Below are 17974 nucleotides of genomic sequence, written 5' to 3'. Positions count from 1 at the left end.
CGTCCCTTCAGGTTCCGCCGCGCTTTCACGGTTCGAACTCGAAAGGGAAAGGAAAGATATGCGCGATTCGTCACTGGGCCCGCTTTTGGCGGTGTTTTATGGCTGCGGGTTTCTGGCTGGCTTCAACGAGAACCTGGTGAATATGGCGCTCGTTGCCATCATGGGCGATTTCTCCATCGATGCCGTGGCGGCGCAGTGGCTTGTGACCGGTTACATGATCGCCGTCACCGTGGTGGTCACCTGCATGGCCTACCTGTACCGGCGCCTGTCTATGCGGACGCTGTTCTTCGCGGCGGCGGCTTTGAGCATTGCGGGCTCTGCGGGCGGCTTTCTGGCGCCGAACTTCCCGCTGCTTCTGGTGGCGCGGCTCGTGCAAGCGGTCGGCACGGGCGTATTCATTCCGCTCATGATGAACGTCATCGTCGACCGCGTGCCCCATGGGCGCCTGGGGACGTATCTGGCCATCGGCTCGGCCATGATCACCATCGGCCCCGCCACGGCGCCTATTGTGACGGGCTTCATGGTGAGCGACCTGGGTTGGCGCAGCGTGTTTCTCGTGCCTCTGGCGGCGGCCGTGGCGCTGACGGTGGCCGGCATCTTCGTCGTGCGCGGCGGCCGCGAGCCCGAGCGGGCGCGCTTCGATCTCCCCTCGGCGCTGCTCACGGCGGCGGGTGTGACGCTTCTGTGCGTGGGACTCTCGGAGGTGACGCTGCGTCCAGCCGTGGGCGCTGCGGCGCTCATCGGCGCTGCGCTGGCCCTCGGCTGGTTTGCCCGACGCCAAGAACATTTGGCGCGCCCTCTTGTGTCTATGGAGCCGCTGCACCACGGAATGTTCTGGCCGGCGGCGCTGCTCGTCATGGTGACGATGATGACCTACTTCTCGTTGTCGGTCATGGCGCCTCTGTATTTCGAAGAAGCGGCGGGGCTTGCGGCCAGCGCGGCCGGCGTGCTCATGGTGGCGCCGGTTTTGGCCAACGCCGCGGCCTCGGTGCTTTCGGGGCGCGCTCTGGACCGGTGGGGCGAGTGGCCCTTGCTGCCGGCGGGGCTCGCCATCGCCGTCGCAGGGCTTGCGGCCACCATTGCCGGGGCGCTGACGTCGTCGGTCGTCGTGGCGACGGCGGGCATCTTCTTCGGTTATCTCGGCACGGGCATGGTGCTCTCGCCAGCCCAGACGGCCGGGTTGCGCCGCTTGCCCGACGAGCTGGATTCCCACGGCGTGACGCTCATGTCCATGGCCGTGCAGTTGTCGGCATGCTTGGGGCCGGCGGCCTATATTGGCATTATGAGCTCCGCCACGGCAGCGGCCGCCGCAGCCGGTGTGCCTGCCGCCCAGGCTAGCGCCGAGGGCTTCGCCGGCGCCATGATCGCCGCCCTCGTCGTGGCCGCCGCCGGTCTGGTCACCGCCGTCTTCTACTCCCGCTTCACGAAGCGCCGTCCGCTGTAGAGAGCCGAGGCGATTCTGCCGCCTTCGTGGAAGCGCTTCAGCGCTTTAGTGCGTTGGAGTACAATGGCGGAAACGGCGGCGAGACGCGAAGGCGCGGGCCGCCTCTTTTGAGAAAGGGATGGTTGCATGGCCGACATCACCGAGGTCGATTACATCTGGAAGAACGGCGAGTTGGTGCCGTGGGCGGAGGCGACCTGCCATGTGTTGTCGCACTCGCTGCATTATGGCTCTGGCGTATTCGAGGGCATCCGCTGCTACAAGGTGCCCGATGAGGACAAGTCTTTCGTGTTCCGTCTGCGCGACCATATGGAGCGGCTGCACCGTAGCTGCAAGATCGCCCAGATCGATTTGCCCTACAGCGTCGACGAGTTGATGGACGCCACGCTTGAGGTCATTCGCGCCAACAAGCTTCCGGCTTGCTATATCCGACCTCTGGTGTACCGCGGCTACGGCGTCATGGGCGTCGATCCGACGGGCGCGCCGGTGGACGTCGTCATTGCCGCGTGGCCCTGGGATGCCTACCTGGGCGCCGACGCGCTGGAAAACGGCGTGGCCGTGGGCATCTCATCGTGGCGGCAGCGCTCGAACAACGCCATCCCGCCGGCAGTGAAGGCCACGGCTTCTTATATGAATTCCATCCTCGCGAAAATGGAGGCGAAGGCCCACGGCTACGCGGAGGCCATCATGTTGAACGAGGCGGGGCTCGTCTGCGAAGGCACAGGCGAGAACCTGTTCATTGCGCGCAACGGCGTGCTTTCCACCCCGCCGCTTTCCGATGGACTTCTCGAGGGCATCACGCGCGACGCGGTGCTGTGCCTGGCCGATGACCTGGAGATTCCCGCCGTAGAAGAAAGCCTCACCCGCAGCGATCTCTACATCGCCGACGAGGTGTTCATGACCGGTTCGGCCGCCGAGCTCACGCCCGTGGGCTCCGTTGACGGCCGCGTTATCGGCAAGCCCGGCGAGATCACCCGCGCGCTGCAGGACCGCTTCTTCGACCTGGTTTACGGGCGTATCGACGAGTACGCTGACTGGCTCACGGAGGTCTAATGGCTGAGATTCGCACCCCGGACGTCGACGATTTGCTGTGTGTGCTGGCCGCCATCGACGATCCCGATACCATATTCGCTCTTTTGGAAGATCTGTTCACCGTGCGCGAGATCCGCGAGACGTCCCAGCGATTGGGCGTGGCGCGGCTTCTGGCGGCGGGGAAGTCCTACGCGGCCATCGAGGCAGAGACGGGAGCCTCGGCCACGACCATCGCCCGGGTTTCCAAATGCCTGAGCTACGGTGCCGGCGGCTATGAGCAGGCGCTCAAGATCTTAGACGAGCGGCAGTAGATAGAGCGACCGTAGACGCATTCAAAAAAGAGAAGAGGCGGCTTGGGGGAGCCGCCTCTTTGCAGGGGTTCGAGAACGGATCGGGGAATCTCGTTCTCGGGAAGCGGGCTTGTTGAGGGGCGCCCGCTTCCAAAAGAGAGAAGAAGGAAAGGAAAGGGGAAAGGAGAAGATTGATCAGCTCTTTTCCGTTTCGCTGGTTGCAGTATAGGGGAGGGACGATCTTTGGGAAGACTTTCGGCTTTGCAGTTACCATGGCGTAAATAACCGTGCACGATTCCGTCAAACAGGGGCGGGGCGACCGGGCTGCGTGATACCGACGAAGGTGCGGGCTGGGTGCGCGAGAGTTGTGGAGAAAGTGTAAACCTAGGTTAACTCCCTTGTGCGAACGAATCAGTTAACCTATTATAACTTTTGTCAGCAGGGCCGAGGGAACGAAGTCCTGCAACACCTCCTCTCTTCTTGTTTTACTGGGTGGCGAAGCTTCTCCTCGTCTCGCTGTCGCCACAACATGAAGCCCGCGGATCCCCCCTCCCGCGGGCCTTCGTGTTTTTCGGGCCAAATCTCTTGTATTGCCATGGAGCTGAAGCAAAGCGTTCAAGGGGCGGTCACTTCGGTTGATGCTCTGTGAACTATGACCTTCCGCATCTTGATTTCCTAGCGTTGACGTGGGAATTTCAGCTGAAACAAAGCAGTGGCGCAGAGGCTACGAAAGGGCACTGCACTCTAAATTAGTACACGAGCGGGGTAATCATTTACTTGCATGGTTTGCGTAACAAGAACCTTCAAGGGAATGGTGATGACAATGAAGCTGAAGTACATGGGCTGGGTGGCACTCTCCGGTCTGTTCGCGGTAAGCCTTGCGGGGTGCGCGGCCCAAAGCGGTCAGACGGCACCGGCCGGATCGGAGCAGGCGGTGGTGCAGACTGAAGAGACCCAGGGCCCGGCGGCGGGTCAGGCCGCCGTCGATGAGCAAACCGACGCCGAGGCCGATGCGGCCACGGCCGAGCAGGAGGCCGCGAATCCCGCTGAGCTGCAGATCGTCGATTCCGGATGGTTCGTAGCCGACAACGGCATGGTAGATTTCGCCGTAGAGGTGCAGAACCCCAATAAGACCGTTGAGGCGGTTGATCCGGTCATCGAAGTCGTGGGCAAGGACGATGGCGGCAACGTCATCTTCGACGAGACCATCGAAACTCCCGGCGTGCTGCCCGATTCTACCTATTACTATTCCTATGTGGCCGGATCCACCGCCAACTCCTCGGCCACTTCAACTGAGGTGGTGAAGCCGGCGACCGTCGAGTTCGCCATCACGACGCCCGAGGGCTCGTGGAAGGCCACGGATCAAACGCTGGCCGACGTGTATACCGTGCAGGACAAGGGCGCGACTGACACTCAGTTCGGTGCCAAGGAGTTCACGGGCACGGTGACCGCGTCCGAATCCCTGGATGGCGCCACGCAGTCGCGCGTCGATGTGGTGCTGCTCGATCAGGACGGCAATATTGAGGGCGGCTTCTTCAAGATCGTCGACACCGAGCCCGGCCAGGCGGCCGACTACGACATCTACGCTGTGGGCGCTCCGCAGTTCGCGAGCTACGCCGTGTACGCCAGCCCCTGGGCCGAGGATGCCGCCGAGTAGGCACGAGGCAGTAGAGTAAACCTTCGTAGGGGGCGACCTTGGTCGCCCCTTTTTCGTGCATGGTAGTCTTTCTTTGCCGGGAGGGCCGACCAAGGTCGGCCCCTACGGGGAAGCGCGGCGACCTTATCCCTTCCAGAACAGCTGGGTCAGCTCTTGGCGGGTGGAGACGCCGGTCTTCTTCAGGATGTTGTGCACGTGGGCCTTCACGGTGCCCAGCGCCAGCTGCAGCGAGCTGGCGATGTTCTGGTTGTCTTTCCCTTGCAGCACCTGCTCCACGATGACGCGCTCGCGGGCTGTGAGGTTGTAACGCTCGCAGAAAGCGGGCAGCAGCTCGTCCACGTAGGTTTGGGTGTCCGGCGCGTCGGCGGCGGGCGGCTCTTTGAAGCGCAGACGCAGCGTGTCGGAAGCGGCGCGCAGGGTGAAGAAGGAGAACGCGAGAAGCAGGATGTTCTCCGAGAAATTCCGCTCACTGATATAGAGGGGCAAAAGCGCCGCCGCGGCGAACACGGACGAGTCGAAGACGAGGATCATAGCCACGTCCTCGATGATGATGCACAGGCAGAGAACCGCCGCGGCGATGAGCACTGGCTCCTGACGGCGCATCCGGGCCTTCTCCACCTCGCTTCTCGATGTCGCATAGCGGAAGACCGCATACCCGATGCACCACAGGAGAAAAGCTTGGCGTAGCGTGTAGAAGAGCCACTGGCGAAATTGATCCACGGGCAGGCACCAAACGACGAGCTCGCTGGTGGCAATGAACACGAGGGCCGGCACAAGGCGCCACGCGCGCCGGCGCTCGTTCATGAAATCACACAGGATAAGCCATATGGACTCAAGGGTGCCTAGGGCCAAAATCATTTTCAGCTGAGGGTGGTCGATCGTATAGAACTGGGCGATCGAGTACTCCGTGTTCTGGCCTAAGTATTCGTACTGGAAGATAAGGGCCAGATCGAGAAAATAGAACAGCAGCATAATCGCGGCATAAAGAAACGCTTTGCGGCGCGAGACAAAATAGGCCGAGAGCGAAACCGAGCCTGAGGCTACGCAGGAAAGCATCACAACGATGGTGTAGAGGTAGAACGCTGTCTCCATAGCGAGCCTCCTCCGCGCTATCGAACTTTCTGGATGCAAGGAGATTAGATTGTCTGCGCGCTTTCGCGCGAGGCAGTGTAAGCGGATGCCCTATTCATACCACACATCCCCGTTCATCACCTCTAAACGGGGGGATTATTTCGGATTAGATAGGGGTCGTCTAGCGGGAAAGAAAAAATAATCTTGCTTATTTCTTTTCAAAATTTGCGGTGCGGCCCATGCTGTGCGCCAAGAGGAGCGCCCCGCCGATCCCGGGGACGCTTGAGGGGTGCTCAGTCCTGCAAGGGGCAGGACGGCCCCGCGAGTCCAAGGAGGATTTCCATGGTCAAGGATTACATCGACACCAACGACTTCACCAAGGAGGAGCTGCTCGGGATGGTGGATCTCGCCATCGCCATGAAGGGGCTCATCAAGGAGGGCGGCGAGTACCCGCTGCTGCTGAAGCACAAGACGCTCGGCATGATCTTCCAGCAGGTGTCCACCCGCACCCGCATCTCCTTCGAGACGGCCATGACCGACCTGGGCGGCCACGCGCAGTTCTTCGGCCCCGGCTCCATCCAGCTGGGCGGTCACGAGTCCATCGAGGACTCCGGGCGCGTCATGGGGTCGCTGGTGGACATCCTCATGGCCCGCGTCGACCGCCACAAGGACGTCGTCGACCTCGCCAAGTACTCCGCGGCGCCCGTGATCAACGGCATGAGCGAGTACAACCACCCCACCCAGGAGCTCGGCGACCTCATGACCATGGTCGAGAACCTGCCCGAGGGCAAGAAGATCGAGGACTGCAAGCTCGCCTTCGTCGGCGACGCCACCCAGGTGTGCGTCTCGCTCATGTTCATCTGCTCCAAGATCGGCATGGACTTCGCGCAGTTCGGGCCGAAGGGCCACCAGATCTGCGACGGCGGCCTGCACGTGGGCACGCCCGAGGAGCGCGCCGCCTTCGGCAAGGAGCTCATGGCGATCGGCGAGGAGAACTGCAAGGTCTCCGGCGGCACCATCGAGATCTCCGACGACATCTCGGTCATCGAGGGCGCCGACTTCGTCTACACCGACGTGTGGTACGGCCTCTACGACGACGAGGTCGAGGGCGACAGCTACATGGACGTGTTCTACCCCAAGTACCAGGTGACCCCGGACATGATGGACGCCGCCGGCCCCAATTCCAAGTTCATGCACTGCCTGCCGGCCACCCGCGGCGAGGAAGTGGTGGACGAGGTCATGGACGACCCGGCGCGCAGCCTGTGCTGGGACGAGGCCGAGAACCGCAAGCACTCCATTCGCGCCATCCTGGCCACCCTGTGCCCGCAGAGCGAGCCCGACGAGGGGAAGGCGACCGCCTACCGCGCCACCATCGACGAGTGCATGGCGAAGCTCGGCAAGCACGGCCTGTAAGACACGCGGAGTCGGGAGAGCCGCAACTCTCCCGACTCTTATCGAATGCAAGGAGTTACCCCTATGAGTGGTAAGAAGAAATTCTCCTTTATGTCCGTTATCCTGTCCGTTATCTGCGTCGTGTTCGTGTGCGAGGCCGCCGCGCCTGCCGCCGCCATCGGCAACCAGCAGTTCTTCTGGTGGATCTTCCTCATCATCACCTTCCTTCTGCCCTACGGCATGGTGGTGGCCGAGCTCGGCACCACCTACGATTCGGAGGGCGGCATCTACGACTGGGTACGCGACGCGCTGGGCGACAAATGGGGCGCCCGCATCAGCTGGTACTACTGGATCAACTTCCCTCTGTGGATCGCCAGCCTGGCCACGCTGTTCCCGCCCATTCTCGGCATGATCTTCGGCGCCGACATCGAAGCAAACATCTGGCTCACGCTGGGCATCGAGATCGCATTCGTATGGGTCGTCGTGTTCATGAGCTTCTCGAAGGTGTCCGATTCCGAGTGGATTTTGAACGGCGGCGCCATCCTGAAGGTGCTCGTGGCCGTGTCCGTAGGCGTGCTGGGCATTTGGTTTGCCTGCACCAACGGGTTCGCCGGCTCCATGGCTCCCGAGACCTTCCTGCCGGATGTGACCAACACGGCGGCGCTCGGATACCTGTCCATCATCATCTTCAACTTCATGGGCTTTGAGGTGGTCTGCACCTTCGCCAAGGACATGGAAAACCCCGCCCGCGACATCCCCAAGGCCATCATCTTGGGCGGCCTGGCCATCGGCGCCATCTACCTGTTCTGCGGCTTCGGCATCGGCGCTGCCATTCCGGCTGACCAGATCGACCCGGACTTCGGCATGATCGTGGCCGTGATGACCATGGTGGGCGAGGCGTCTCCCATCTTCATCATCATCATCGCCGTGGTGTTCCTCATCACCCTGTTCGCGAACATGGCCTCCTGGTCCTTCGGTGTGAACGCCGTGGCCCAGTACGCCGCGAAGAATCAGAACATGCCCCGCGTGTTCGCCCACGAGAACCCGAAGACCGGCATGCCCACCGGCGCCGCCATCGTCAACGGCATCGTGGCAACCGCTGTGCTGCTCATCCAGCTCATCCCCAACGAGGCCATCTCCGACGGGTTGTTCTGGACGCTGTTCGCCACCTCCGTCGTGTTCCTGCTGCTCACCTACATCCCTATGTTCCCGGCGTTTTTGAAGCTGCGCAAGGTTGATGCGAATCGCCCCCGCGTGTACCGCTTCCCGTTCTCGGGCACGGCTGCGAAGGTGATCCTGGCCATCCCGGTTATCGAGCTGGTGCTGGCCTGCGTGGCCACGGTCATTCCGCTGTCGGCCGAAGAAGTGGCCGACAAGGTTCCGATGCTCGCCATCTTCGTCGTGTTCCTTATCATGGGCGAGGTGGTGCGTATTGTGAGTGCTCGCGGTCGCAAAGAAGAGTTCAAGGGTCTCACGCCCGCGATGGCCGCTGAGCGCTTGGCTGCTGAGGCCGAAGGCGAGTCCGACCAGCTCGAGCCAGCCGACCCCGCGCAGATTGAGGCCATCCTCGCCGCCGACGACGGCAAGTCTGAGAAGATTTTCTAGCTGATTTACTCCGAAAGGATCCCCTATGAAGACCATCTACGAGTCCGATTCCACCCCCGCCACCGACGGCTTTTCCATGCCGGCCGAGTTCGCCCCGCAGGACCGCGTGTGGATGGGCTGGCCGCACCGCACCGACACCTGGGCCCACGGTGCCAAGCCGGCCCAGAAGCAGTACGCCGCCATCGCGCGGGCCATCTCGCAGTTCACGCCGGTCACCATGTGCGCCAACGAGGCCGACTTCGCCAACTGCCTGGCCGCCTTCGAGGACGACGACGCCGTGACCGTCGTCGAGATGACCACCAACGACGCCTGGTTCCGCGACACCGGCGCCACCTTCGTCACCGACGGGGCGGGCGGCAAGCGCGCGGTTGACTGGCACTTCAACGCCTACGGCGGCCTCATCGACGGCCTGTACTTCCCGTGGGACGCCGACGACCAGATCGCCGCGAAGATGGCCCAGCTCACGGGCTGCGTGCGCTACCGTCCAGACGACATGATCCTCGAGGGCGGCTCCATCACGGTCGACGGCGAGGGCACCGTGATCGTCACCGACCAGTGCCTGCTCTCCCCGGGCCGCACCGCGTCCGCCGTGCTCGCCGAGGAGGCCGACGAGGACACCATCTGGCCCGCCTACGCCAAGAAGTTCCAGCCCTGGAGCGAGGAGCTGCGCGCCTACATGGACGAGCACCTGAAGGCGTATCTGGGCGTAGAGAAGGTCATCTGGGTCAAGGAGGGCATCGACCCGGAGGAGACCAACGGGCACATCGACGACGTGGCCACCTTCATCGCCCCGGGCGTGGTGGCCGTCATCTGGACCGACGATCCGGACTACCCCTTCTACCGCCAGTGCCATGAGGCCTACGACACCCTGGCCGCGGCGACCGACGCGAAGGGACGCCAGCTGAAGGTGTACAAGCTCCCCATGCCGGCGAATCCCCTGTACATGGACCAGGCCTCCTGCGACACCATCGACGTCGACGAGAACGCCGAGCCGCGCGTGGCCGACGAGCCGCTGATCGCCTCCTACATGAACTACCTGGTGACCAACGGCGGCGTCATCGTGCCCCAGTACGGCGACGAGAACGACGCGCTGGCGGTGCAGACGCTGCAGGAGATCTACGACGAGGTGTGGGGCGCGGGCGCCTATAAGTGCGTGGGCGTGCAGTCCGAGCAGGTCGTCTTCGGCGGCGGCAACATCCACTGCATCACCCAGCAGGAGCCCACGGCGTAGGGGCTTCGCGCGTTCGGCTCGACATCCTCCGATGATGGAAGGGGCGGCTCCGGGATAAGGAGCCGCCCCCTTTTTTTATGCAAGAATTTCGACTTGTTAGAGTCGTGGGGGAAGCGGAAAGGGCCTCTCGCCGCTCGGTTTAGGGAACACAACGGCAAAACCCCAGGTCGCCACACGATCATCTGCATCCGGTTCTTTCGGATGGTCATCCCGAACCCTAACAACTCGAAAAAACCGTCCGAAAATCGCTCATCGATTGCATGAGTCGGTCGAAGCCTCGGTTCCCGCGAACTTTATGCGCGCAGGAACGCCTCGTAGCCGCGACGGGCCTCGTAGATGTCGGCTTTGCTCGTGACTTCCCAGGGGGAGTGCATCGAAAGCACGGGCACGCCGGAGTCGATGACGTCCATGCCGTACTTCGCGGGGATGTAAGCGATGGTTCCGCCGCCGCCGGCGTCCACGCGGCCCAGCTCGGCGGTCTGGAAGCTCACGCCCGCGTCGTCCATGATGCGACGCACGAGCGCGACGTACTCGGCCGAGGCGTCGTTGGATCCGCTCTTGCCCCGCGCGCCGGTGTACTTGTTGAACACGAGACCGCAGCCCAGATAGGCGGAGTTCTTCGCTTCGAAGACGCTCGCGTAGGCGGGGTCGAATCCGGCGGACACGTCCGAGGACAGCATGCGCGAGCGGGTGAGGGCGCGGCGCAGGCGCAGCGGGCTGCTCTCGCCGGCGAGCGCCATGATTTCGGCGATGGTGTTTTCAAAGAACATCGAGGCCATGCCGGAGGCGCCCACGCTGCCGATCTCCTCCTTGTCCACCAGCACGCAGACAGCGGTGCGGGCGGGGATGTCGTCGCCCAAGGCCAGCTGGGCCGCAAGGGAGGTGTAGGCGCACACGCGGTCGTCCTGGCCGTAGCCGATGACCATGGAACGATCGAAGCCGAGGTCGCGGGCGCGGCCGGCGGGCACTACCTCCAGCTCGGCTGAGAGGAAGTCCTCCTCGGCGATGCCGTACTTGTCGGACAGAAGCGCCAGCACGTAGGCTTTCACGGGATCTTTGGAGGCCTTGTCGCCTTCGGCTTTCCCGGCGCCGTCGTCCGCCTCGTCGGCGTCGGTCGCGGCGAGCGGCCGGTTGCCCACGAGCACGTCCAAGTCCTCGCCTTCCACGACCTTCGAGCCCTTCTTATCCATCTGCTGGGAACCCAAGTGGGGGAGCAGGTCGGTCACGCAGAACACCGGGTCAGCCGGGTCGTCGCCGATGTTCACCTCCACCACCTCGCCGTCGGTTTTGGCCACGACGCCGTGAAGCGCCAGCGGCAGCGCCGTCCACTGGTAGTTTTTGATGCCGCCGTAGTAGTGCGTGTCCAGCAGCGCGAAGTCGTTCGTCTCATACAGCGGATTCTGCTTGATGTCGAGGCGCGGCGAGTCGATGTGCGCCCCCAGGATGTTCATGCCCTCGGAGATCGGTGCGGCCCCCACATGTACGAGAATGACGGCCTTGCCCTGGGCGCAGGCCCACAGCTTGCTGCCCGGGCCCACCGGCGTGCCGGCGGCGATGCAATCAGCCAGCGAATCGTAGCCGGCGTCCTCAGCAGCGGCGATGGCGGCCGCCGCGCACTCGCGCTCGGTCTTGTTCTCGGAGATGAAATCGATGTAGTCGACGGCCAGCGCCTCAAGCTCGTCCAGCGACGCCTCGTCGTACTTCTTCCAAGCCACTTCGCGTTCCACGTAACATCCTTTCTCTTGTGCGATCGAACACAGTATGAACCAATCTGTGGGGAAAAGTTTGGAAATTGTTACATCCTGCTTTCTCGATGCGCGGGGCGGGAGCGCCGTACTATAATGACCCAGACATTGAGACGATGTCGTCGATGCTTAAGAAAGGAAGATTCCATGAATCTGCGTGACGTTATCCCTACCGCTGAGAACTCCAGCAATTTCGACGTGGTTCCCGAGTCCATCACCGAGGTGGGCACCACGCTTGAGAACCTGAAGGCTGCCGTGTGCGGCGAGACCGGCGCGTCCGCCAAGTACGCCGCCTGCGCCGCTGCCGCCAAGGAGCAGGGTTTCGACCAGATCGCCCGCCTGTTCGAGGCCACCAGCGCCGCCGAGCAGATCCACATCGGCCTTGAGGCCGGCGTGATCGCCGAGATCGAGCCGGGCTACGAGCGCCCCGCCGCTCCCGAGGCCGAGGGCATCGCTACCGACCTGAACCTCATCGCCGGCGCCCTGGGCGAGATCTACGAGACCTCCGACATGTACCCGAGCTTCATCAAGGTCGCTCAGGAGGAGGGCAACAAGAAGGCCGAGTTCGTGTTCACCCGCGCCAAGCTCGCCGAGGCCGTGCACGCCGAGCTGTACATGGACGCCTACAACAACATCGACGCTCCCACCGACGAGGCCTACTACCTGTGCCCCATCTGCGGCTACATCCACAAGGGCGACGATTTCGAGAAGTGCCCCATCTGCTTCACCCCGGCCGACAAGTTCCGCAAGTTCTAAATCGTTCGTACGCATAGCGCGCACCTCATGCGACCGTCCTTCGGGGCGGTCGCTTTTTTCGTGCGCATGGGTGCTTCTCGCTGTTGCCGGACGCGAGCGACGGACACGGGGATGGGCTTTGTGGCTGAGCATTTTCGCAGGGGTCGGCCCTCGCGCTTCTTCTGCCGGCAATGTGCGATACTGGGTGTCGTTCGGCGGCGAAAGGAGAGCGAGAACATGCGGAAGGCGAGTTTCGATACGGGGCGGGGAAAGATCGTCTACTGGGTAAGCGATGCACCCGATGCGACGCGGCCGTGGGTGGTGTTCCTGCCGGGGCTTACGGCGGATCGTCGCCTGTTCGCGCCGCAGATCGAGCACTTCGAGGGCCGTGTCAACTGCCTGGTGTGGGACGCGCCGGCCCATGGTGAGTCGCGCCCGTTTCCGCTGGACTTCTCGCTGCCTGAGCTAGCCCGTTGGCTGGGGGAGATCATGAAGGCAGAAGGCGTCAGTGCACCTGTGCTCGTGGGTCAGTCGATGGGCGGCTATGTGGCTCAGGTGTTCGACGTGCTGTTCCCGGGGCGCGCCTGCGGCATCGTGTCGGTGGACTCCGCGCCGCTCGGCCGCGACTACTACAAGCGGTGGGAGTTGGCCTGTCTGCCCTTCGTGACGCGCATGTTCTACCTGTACCCCTGGGGGACGCTTAAGAAGACGAGCACCGAGGGCAATGCCGCAACTCCCGAGGGCCGCGCCATCATGAGCTCGATCCTGGCCGGCTACGAGAAAGGGGAGTACTGCCGGCTTTCCGCCCATGGGTTCGCCATGCTGGCCGAGGTGGTGAGAAGCGATGAGTACGCCGCGCCGACCGCTCCGCTCACGTTGATCGTTGGCGAACTCGACCGCACGGGGTTCGTCCGCAAGTACAACGAGCTGTGGTCGGAGCGCACCGGCCTGCCCATCCGCTGGGTAGAAGGCGCCGCCCATAACTCCAACGCCGATAATCCAGCTGCCGTGAACGCCATCATCGAAGAGGCGCTCGGCGGCAACTGAGATTGCACCCAGCGGATTGCGGCGGCTTCAGGCACTCGCGGCCGCCTCGCAGCTTGCAAATGATCGGGCGCAGATGTTCGGCGCTCGCCTTGCCAACTTCCAAACGATCGTGCGAGAGACGGCTCTGGCTGGTCAGATTCTGCTAGAATGCTTCCGCTGAAGAAGCCATAACGTGAAGGAGGTGAGAGGAATGTCGAAGAAGCGGAAGAAGGCGCATCCGGTGCAGGCGGCGAAGCCGAAAAGCGATGTCGTGTGGCGGCAGTCGGCCGAGGAAGCAACGTTGGCGGCTAAGCCGCGCTACAACGGGTTCGCCTGCGGGCACGGCGCTCATGGTTCGGTGAAGTACAGCCGAGCGCGAGCCAAGCAGGCTTGGCAGCGACGGATGCGACAAGAAGGAGCCTCTCGGGGCTCCTTCCCTTTTCCGGCGCTCGCGCTCGTCGCGGCCGCCGCGCCTTCGACCGCTGCCGAAAAAATGGGGCGGGTCTGCGGCGGGTCTGGCACCAGGTCCCGTCTCGGCCTATAATGAGTCAATTACTCATTGCGGGGAGCGTGGGTTGAAACACTTGGTCGTCGTGGCACCGACGGCCGCCCGTCCCCGTTAGGGCACCGAGTGGAAGAAGGAGCGCAGCCGTGGCCTACTATTTCGATGAACCGTCCCGCACATTCAACGAGTACCTGCTGGTTCCGGGCCATACGCCGGCCGATTGCATTCCGGCGCGCGTCAGCCTGAAGACCCCGCTGGTGAAATACCGCAAGGGCGAGGAGGAGTGCCCGCTCTCGCTTTCCGTGCCGATGGTTTCCGCCATTATGGCCGCCGTGTCCGACGACAAGATGGCCGTGGCGCTCGCCACCGAGGGCGGTCTGTCGTTCATCTACGGCAACCAATCCATCGAGGACGAGGCCGCCATGGTGGCCCGCGTGAAGGACTACAAGGCCGGCTTCGTCACCTCCGACGCAAACCTTTCCCCCGACATGACGCTCGAGCAGGTAGTGGCTCTGAAGGAGCAGTACGGGCATTCCACCATGCCCGTCACCGATGACGGAAGCGCCCACGGCAAGCTGCTCGGCATCGTGACCGAGCGCGACTACCGCCTCTCCCGCATGTCCATGGACGAGAAGGTGGCCGACTTCATGACGCCGCGCGAGAAGCTCGTGGTGGCTCCGGATGGCACCTCTCTGAAGGCCGCCAACGATATCATCTGGGATCACAAGCTGAACTCGCTGCCCATTGTGGATGCGGACGACCATCTGGTGGCGCTCGTGTTCCGCAAGGACTACGACTCCCACAAGTCCAATCCCGACGAGCTTTTGGACGCCCACAAGCGCTACATGGTGGGCGCGGGCATCAACTCCCGCGACTACGCCGAGCGCGTGCCGGCGCTTGTCGAGGCCGGCGCCGACGTGCTGTGCATCGATAGCTCCGAGGGCTATTCCGACTGGCAGAAGATGACCATCGAATGGGTGCGCGAGCACTACGGCAACGACGTGAAGATCGGCGCGGGCAACGTGGTTGACGCCGAGGGCTTCCGCTTCCTCGCCGACGCGGGCGCCGACTTTGTGAAGATCGGCATCGGCGGCGGTTCCATCTGCATCACCCGCGAGACCAAGGGCATCGGCCGCGGCCAGGCCACCGCTACCATTGAAGTGGCGAAGGCCCGCGACGAGTACTTCCGCGAGACCGGCATCTACGTGCCCATCTGCTCCGACGGCGGCATCGTGTACGATCATCACATCTCGCTCGCATTGGCCATGGGCGCCGACTTCGTCATGCTGGGCCGCTACTTCGCCCGCTTCGACGAGAGCCCCTCGGCCAAGGTCATGGTGAACGGCACCTACATGAAGGAGTACTGGGGCGAGGGGAGTGCTCGCGCCCGCAACTGGGGCCGCTACGATTTGGGCGGTAAGAAGTCGCTGTCCTTCGAAGAGGGCGTCGATTCGTACGTGCCCTACGCCGGCAGCCTGAAGGACAACATGGCTATCACCCTGCTGAAGCTGAAGAGCACCATGTGCAACTGCGGTGCGCTCACCATTCCCGAGTTCCAAGACAAGGCGAAGCTCACGCTGGTGTCCGCCACCTCCATCGTAGAGGGCGGCGCCCACGACGTGTTGCTGAAGGACAAGGCCCCCTACGCGAGCAACACCCGCTAAACCGGCCGGGATTTTGCGCCGCTGTATGCTGTCGCGAGGATGGCGGGGGCGGTGCCGAGGGTCGCGTAAAGAGGCTGTAGCTTCCGAGGCGAGCTTTTCGAGGTTTTCGACATGATCGACCCTATCGAGGGGCTGCGGTATATTGGCAGTCCCTCGATTTTGTTTATAGGCGATAAAAGATCAACACTATTCGATATGCCAATTGCTGAGATAAAATGATAGGTGTCGAATTCCGAAGAAAACTTGCCAGATTGACGCGGCTTCGAATGATCGGCCTGCGAGCATCGCGCCCCGGCGCCCCTAGGCGCTCAAAGCGGCGAAGAGGTTTTCCATATCCTGCTCGTAGATGCTGTCGCGCAGGTAAATGAAGCTGATGTCGTGAAAGATGCCCGCATCGGAGAGGGGGATAACGCGCAGCGTGCCCTCTTGCACCTCCCGCTGCACGGCGGCCTCGTAGACGAAGGAAATCCCAAGATCGGTCTGGACGAATATCTTGATGATATCGAGGCTTTCCACGACGAAATGATCGGCGAAGGAGGCAGGCGAGAGATTGCGCTGAGCGAGCGCGTGGACAAGCACGTTGCGGCTGCCGCTGCCCTCCTCGCGCAGAATGAGTCGTTCGCCCAAGAGGTCTTCCAGGGTGCGTGGCGTACGCGGGAAGCGATGCTCGGCCGCGCAAATGGGCACCAAACGCTCGGACGAGAAGGGGCGTGAGGCATAGCGGGCCTTGTCGAAGAGCCCTTCCACGAAGGCGCAATCGATGGTTCCCGCGTCGAGGAGCTCCATCAGGTGCTGGGTTCCGCCCGAGCGCACGGTGACCTGAATGTCGGGTCGGGCGCCCAGACAGCGGGCGAGGGGCCGGGCCACCACGTACTCGCCGGCGGTCAGCGTCATGCCGATGCGCAGCTTGACCGTGGCGCCATGGGCCACCTCCTCGATGCGCTCGTGCAGTAGCACGTCGTCGTGGGCCATGGTCGCTAGCCCGTCGCGCAGGACGCGCCCCGCCGGTGTCAGCTCCAGCTTTTTGCGATGGTAGGTGAACAGCTTCGCGCCGTACTCGCGCTCCAGGTATGTGATGTGCTGGGAGACGGCCGGCTGGGTGAGCGCCAGCTCCTCGGCGGCTCGGGTGTAGTTCAGAGTGCGGCACACGGTGAGGAACGTCTTTACGCGAAAGTCCTGCATTGCGTCTCCTTCGATGGGTGCGGTGGTTCCTTAGGGACTCGGGTAGCATATCAATAAACTTCTCTAATGGCTACATAATGATATATAAGTTTTCTTTTGGTAAGAAACCGCGCATAATAAAGCCATCCTACTCCTGCGGGTCGTTGCGTTATCTCCGGCGATTCGTGGTCGAGACATTTCCGGCTCCAAAGGCCCCGACGAAAGGTGCTCTATGCGCGACATTATCAAGAAAGTACCCATCCCCACAGCGGGCGTGGCCTTGGGCCTGGCCGCTTTGGGCAACTTGCTTCAACCCTATGCCGAGATCGCCCACATTGCTTGCGGGGCGTTGTCTCTCTTCTTGGTGGCTATGCTCGTCGCCAAGCTGATCATGTTCCCCTCCATGCTTCGCGAGGACATGAAGAACTCCGTTTTCGCAAGTGTTTCTGCCACGTTCTTCATGACGCTGATGCAGCTGGCCGGATACTTGGCTCCCGTGGCTATCGTGCCGGCTTTCGGGCTGTGGTGCTCGGCGGTGGCGGGGCATTTCGTGCTGATGACGTGGTTTACCCTGTACTATATCCGCCGTTTCAAGCTCACCGAGGTCTTTCCTACGTACTTCATTTGCTACGTGGGCATCATCGTGGCGGCTGTAACGTCTCCCGTCTTCGGCGCCGAGGCCTTCGGCCAGGGCATTTTCTGGTTCGGCTTTGCCTGCTACCTCGTGCTGCTCGCCGTGGTGACGATGCGCTACATCAAGCATGAGATCCCCGAAGGCGCTCGCCCGCTGTTCTGCATCTATGCTGCTCCTATGGGTCTGTCGCTGATGGGATATCTGTCGGTTATGCCTGATCCGAACCTGGTGTTCGTGGCCGTGCTCATGGGCCTCGGCCAGCTGATGCTCATCGGCGTCGTCACCCGGGTGCCGAAGTTCCTCGCCCTGCAGTTCTATCCGAGCTACGCAGCCATGACCTTCCCCTTCGTCATCTCCGCGATGGCGCTCGGCAAGGGCGTGCAGGCTCTCTACGCTGCCGGCTACTCCATTCCGGCGCTCCCGGCGATCGAGGCCCTCATCGCCGTGGAGACGCTGTTCGCCGCCGTGATGGTCGCCTACGTCTTCGTGCACTTCATGAAGTTCTTCTTCGGTACGCCGAAGGCGGCCAAGGCCCCGAAGACGCGTCCCGAGGTTCCTGCGGCTCTCACTGTCGAGGTCACCGAATAACGCTTGAACACCTATCGCCTCGCCGGCCCGACGTTCTGCTCTGGCCAACGACGGCCCCTCCTCTCCTCAGCGCCCCGGTCCTCCACTGGGGCGCTCTCCTTTTTGGAGGGGAGTCTCGTTTGTGGCGGGATTTCCCGATTTCCATCGGCAGCGCCTTCGGCATCGCCGCGATTTCCCGATTGCCACGCTAATGCATA

Annotated in this window: 15 protein-coding genes; 12 read left to right on the top strand and 3 right to left on the bottom strand. The window is 62.8% G+C overall.

What is annotated here, in order from left to right; genetic code table 11:
• The first annotated feature begins 58 nt into the window (after positions 1 to 58).
• From AEQU_RS09600 to AEQU_RS09585, 4 genes are all read left to right on the top strand, one after another.
• Positions 59 to 1444: an MFS transporter gene (locus AEQU_RS09600; protein WP_022740836.1), complete on the top strand. Its 1386-nt coding sequence runs from the start codon at positions 59 to 61 to the stop codon at positions 1442 to 1444.
• Positions 1445 to 1570: 126 nt separating this feature from the next.
• Positions 1571 to 2494 (top strand): branched-chain amino acid transaminase, encoded by a 924-nt coding sequence (locus AEQU_RS09595; RefSeq protein WP_022740833.1) that lies wholly within the window; start codon positions 1571 to 1573, stop codon positions 2492 to 2494.
• Complete coding sequence (locus tag AEQU_RS09590; RefSeq protein WP_022740830.1) at positions 2494 to 2784, top strand: YerC/YecD family TrpR-related protein; 291 nt, start codon at positions 2494 to 2496, stop codon at positions 2782 to 2784. Before AEQU_RS09595 ends, AEQU_RS09590 begins: the two co-directional genes overlap by 1 nt.
• A gap of 796 nt (positions 2785 to 3580) precedes the next feature.
• Positions 3581 to 4420 (top strand): hypothetical protein, encoded by an 840-nt coding sequence (locus AEQU_RS09585; protein ID WP_022740826.1) that lies wholly within the window; start codon positions 3581 to 3583, stop codon positions 4418 to 4420.
• Positions 4421 to 4543: 123 nt separating this feature from the next.
• On the opposite strand, the gene AEQU_RS09580 is transcribed toward AEQU_RS09585, so the two are convergent.
• Entirely contained in the window at positions 4544 to 5512 is a 969-nt protein-coding gene (locus tag AEQU_RS09580) for a helix-turn-helix transcriptional regulator (protein ID WP_022740822.1), read from the bottom strand.
• Positions 5513 to 5833: 321 nt separating this feature from the next.
• On the opposite strand from AEQU_RS09580, the gene ptcA reads away from it, so the two are divergent.
• The 3 genes from ptcA to AEQU_RS09565 all read left to right on the top strand — a co-directional run bounded on the left by ptcA (position 5834) and on the right by AEQU_RS09565 (position 9719).
• A complete protein-coding gene (ptcA, locus tag AEQU_RS09575) occupies positions 5834 to 6904 on the top strand; it encodes a putrescine carbamoyltransferase (RefSeq protein WP_022740818.1) in 1071 nt (356 codons plus the stop codon).
• Positions 6905 to 6967: 63 nt separating this feature from the next.
• Complete coding sequence (locus tag AEQU_RS09570) at positions 6968 to 8488, top strand: APC family permease (protein WP_022740814.1); 1521 nt, start codon at positions 6968 to 6970, stop codon at positions 8486 to 8488.
• Between the two features lie 25 nt (positions 8489 to 8513).
• Positions 8514 to 9719, top strand: a complete 1206-nt coding sequence (locus AEQU_RS09565; protein WP_022740813.1) for an agmatine deiminase family protein — start codon at positions 8514 to 8516, stop codon at positions 9717 to 9719.
• A gap of 293 nt (positions 9720 to 10012) precedes the next feature.
• Here AEQU_RS09565 and AEQU_RS09560 read toward each other — a convergent pair whose 3' ends face one another.
• On the bottom strand, positions 10013 to 11446 hold the full coding sequence (locus tag AEQU_RS09560) for an aminopeptidase (protein ID WP_022740810.1): 1434 nt from the start codon (positions 11444 to 11446) through the stop codon (positions 10013 to 10015).
• A 165-nt stretch (positions 11447 to 11611) separates the two neighbouring features.
• On the opposite strand from AEQU_RS09560, the gene ngr reads away from it, so the two are divergent.
• The 4 genes from ngr to AEQU_RS09540 all read left to right on the top strand — a co-directional run bounded on the left by ngr (position 11612) and on the right by AEQU_RS09540 (position 15394).
• Positions 11612 to 12220, top strand: a complete 609-nt coding sequence (gene ngr / locus AEQU_RS09555; protein WP_022740807.1) for a nigerythrin — start codon at positions 11612 to 11614, stop codon at positions 12218 to 12220.
• Between the two features lie 216 nt (positions 12221 to 12436).
• Positions 12437 to 13246, top strand: coding sequence for an alpha/beta fold hydrolase (locus tag AEQU_RS09550; RefSeq protein WP_022740804.1), 810 nt, complete (start codon positions 12437 to 12439; stop codon positions 13244 to 13246).
• Between the two features lie 190 nt (positions 13247 to 13436).
• Positions 13437 to 13769: a hypothetical protein gene (locus AEQU_RS09545; RefSeq protein ID WP_022740796.1), complete on the top strand. Its 333-nt coding sequence runs from the start codon at positions 13437 to 13439 to the stop codon at positions 13767 to 13769.
• Between the two features lie 107 nt (positions 13770 to 13876).
• Positions 13877 to 15394, top strand: coding sequence for an IMP dehydrogenase (locus AEQU_RS09540; RefSeq protein WP_022740792.1), 1518 nt, complete (start codon positions 13877 to 13879; stop codon positions 15392 to 15394).
• Between the two features lie 300 nt (positions 15395 to 15694).
• Here the strand turns inward: AEQU_RS09540 and AEQU_RS09535 are convergent, their stop codons facing one another.
• Positions 15695 to 16576, bottom strand: coding sequence for a LysR substrate-binding domain-containing protein (locus AEQU_RS09535; RefSeq protein WP_022740788.1), 882 nt, complete (start codon positions 16574 to 16576; stop codon positions 15695 to 15697).
• A gap of 211 nt (positions 16577 to 16787) precedes the next feature.
• On the opposite strand from AEQU_RS09535, the gene AEQU_RS09530 reads away from it, so the two are divergent.
• On the top strand, positions 16788 to 17777 hold the full coding sequence (locus tag AEQU_RS09530; protein WP_022740784.1) for a TDT family transporter: 990 nt from the start codon (positions 16788 to 16790) through the stop codon (positions 17775 to 17777).
• The last annotated feature ends 197 nt before the right edge of the window (positions 17778 to 17974 follow it).

It is taken from the genome of Adlercreutzia equolifaciens DSM 19450 (genome assembly GCF_000478885.1).
GTDB lineage: Bacteria > Actinomycetota > Coriobacteriia > Coriobacteriales > Eggerthellaceae > Adlercreutzia > Adlercreutzia equolifaciens.
The sequence above is the reverse complement of the archived record's forward strand: the minus strand, read 5'-3'. Positions and strand labels throughout refer to the sequence as shown.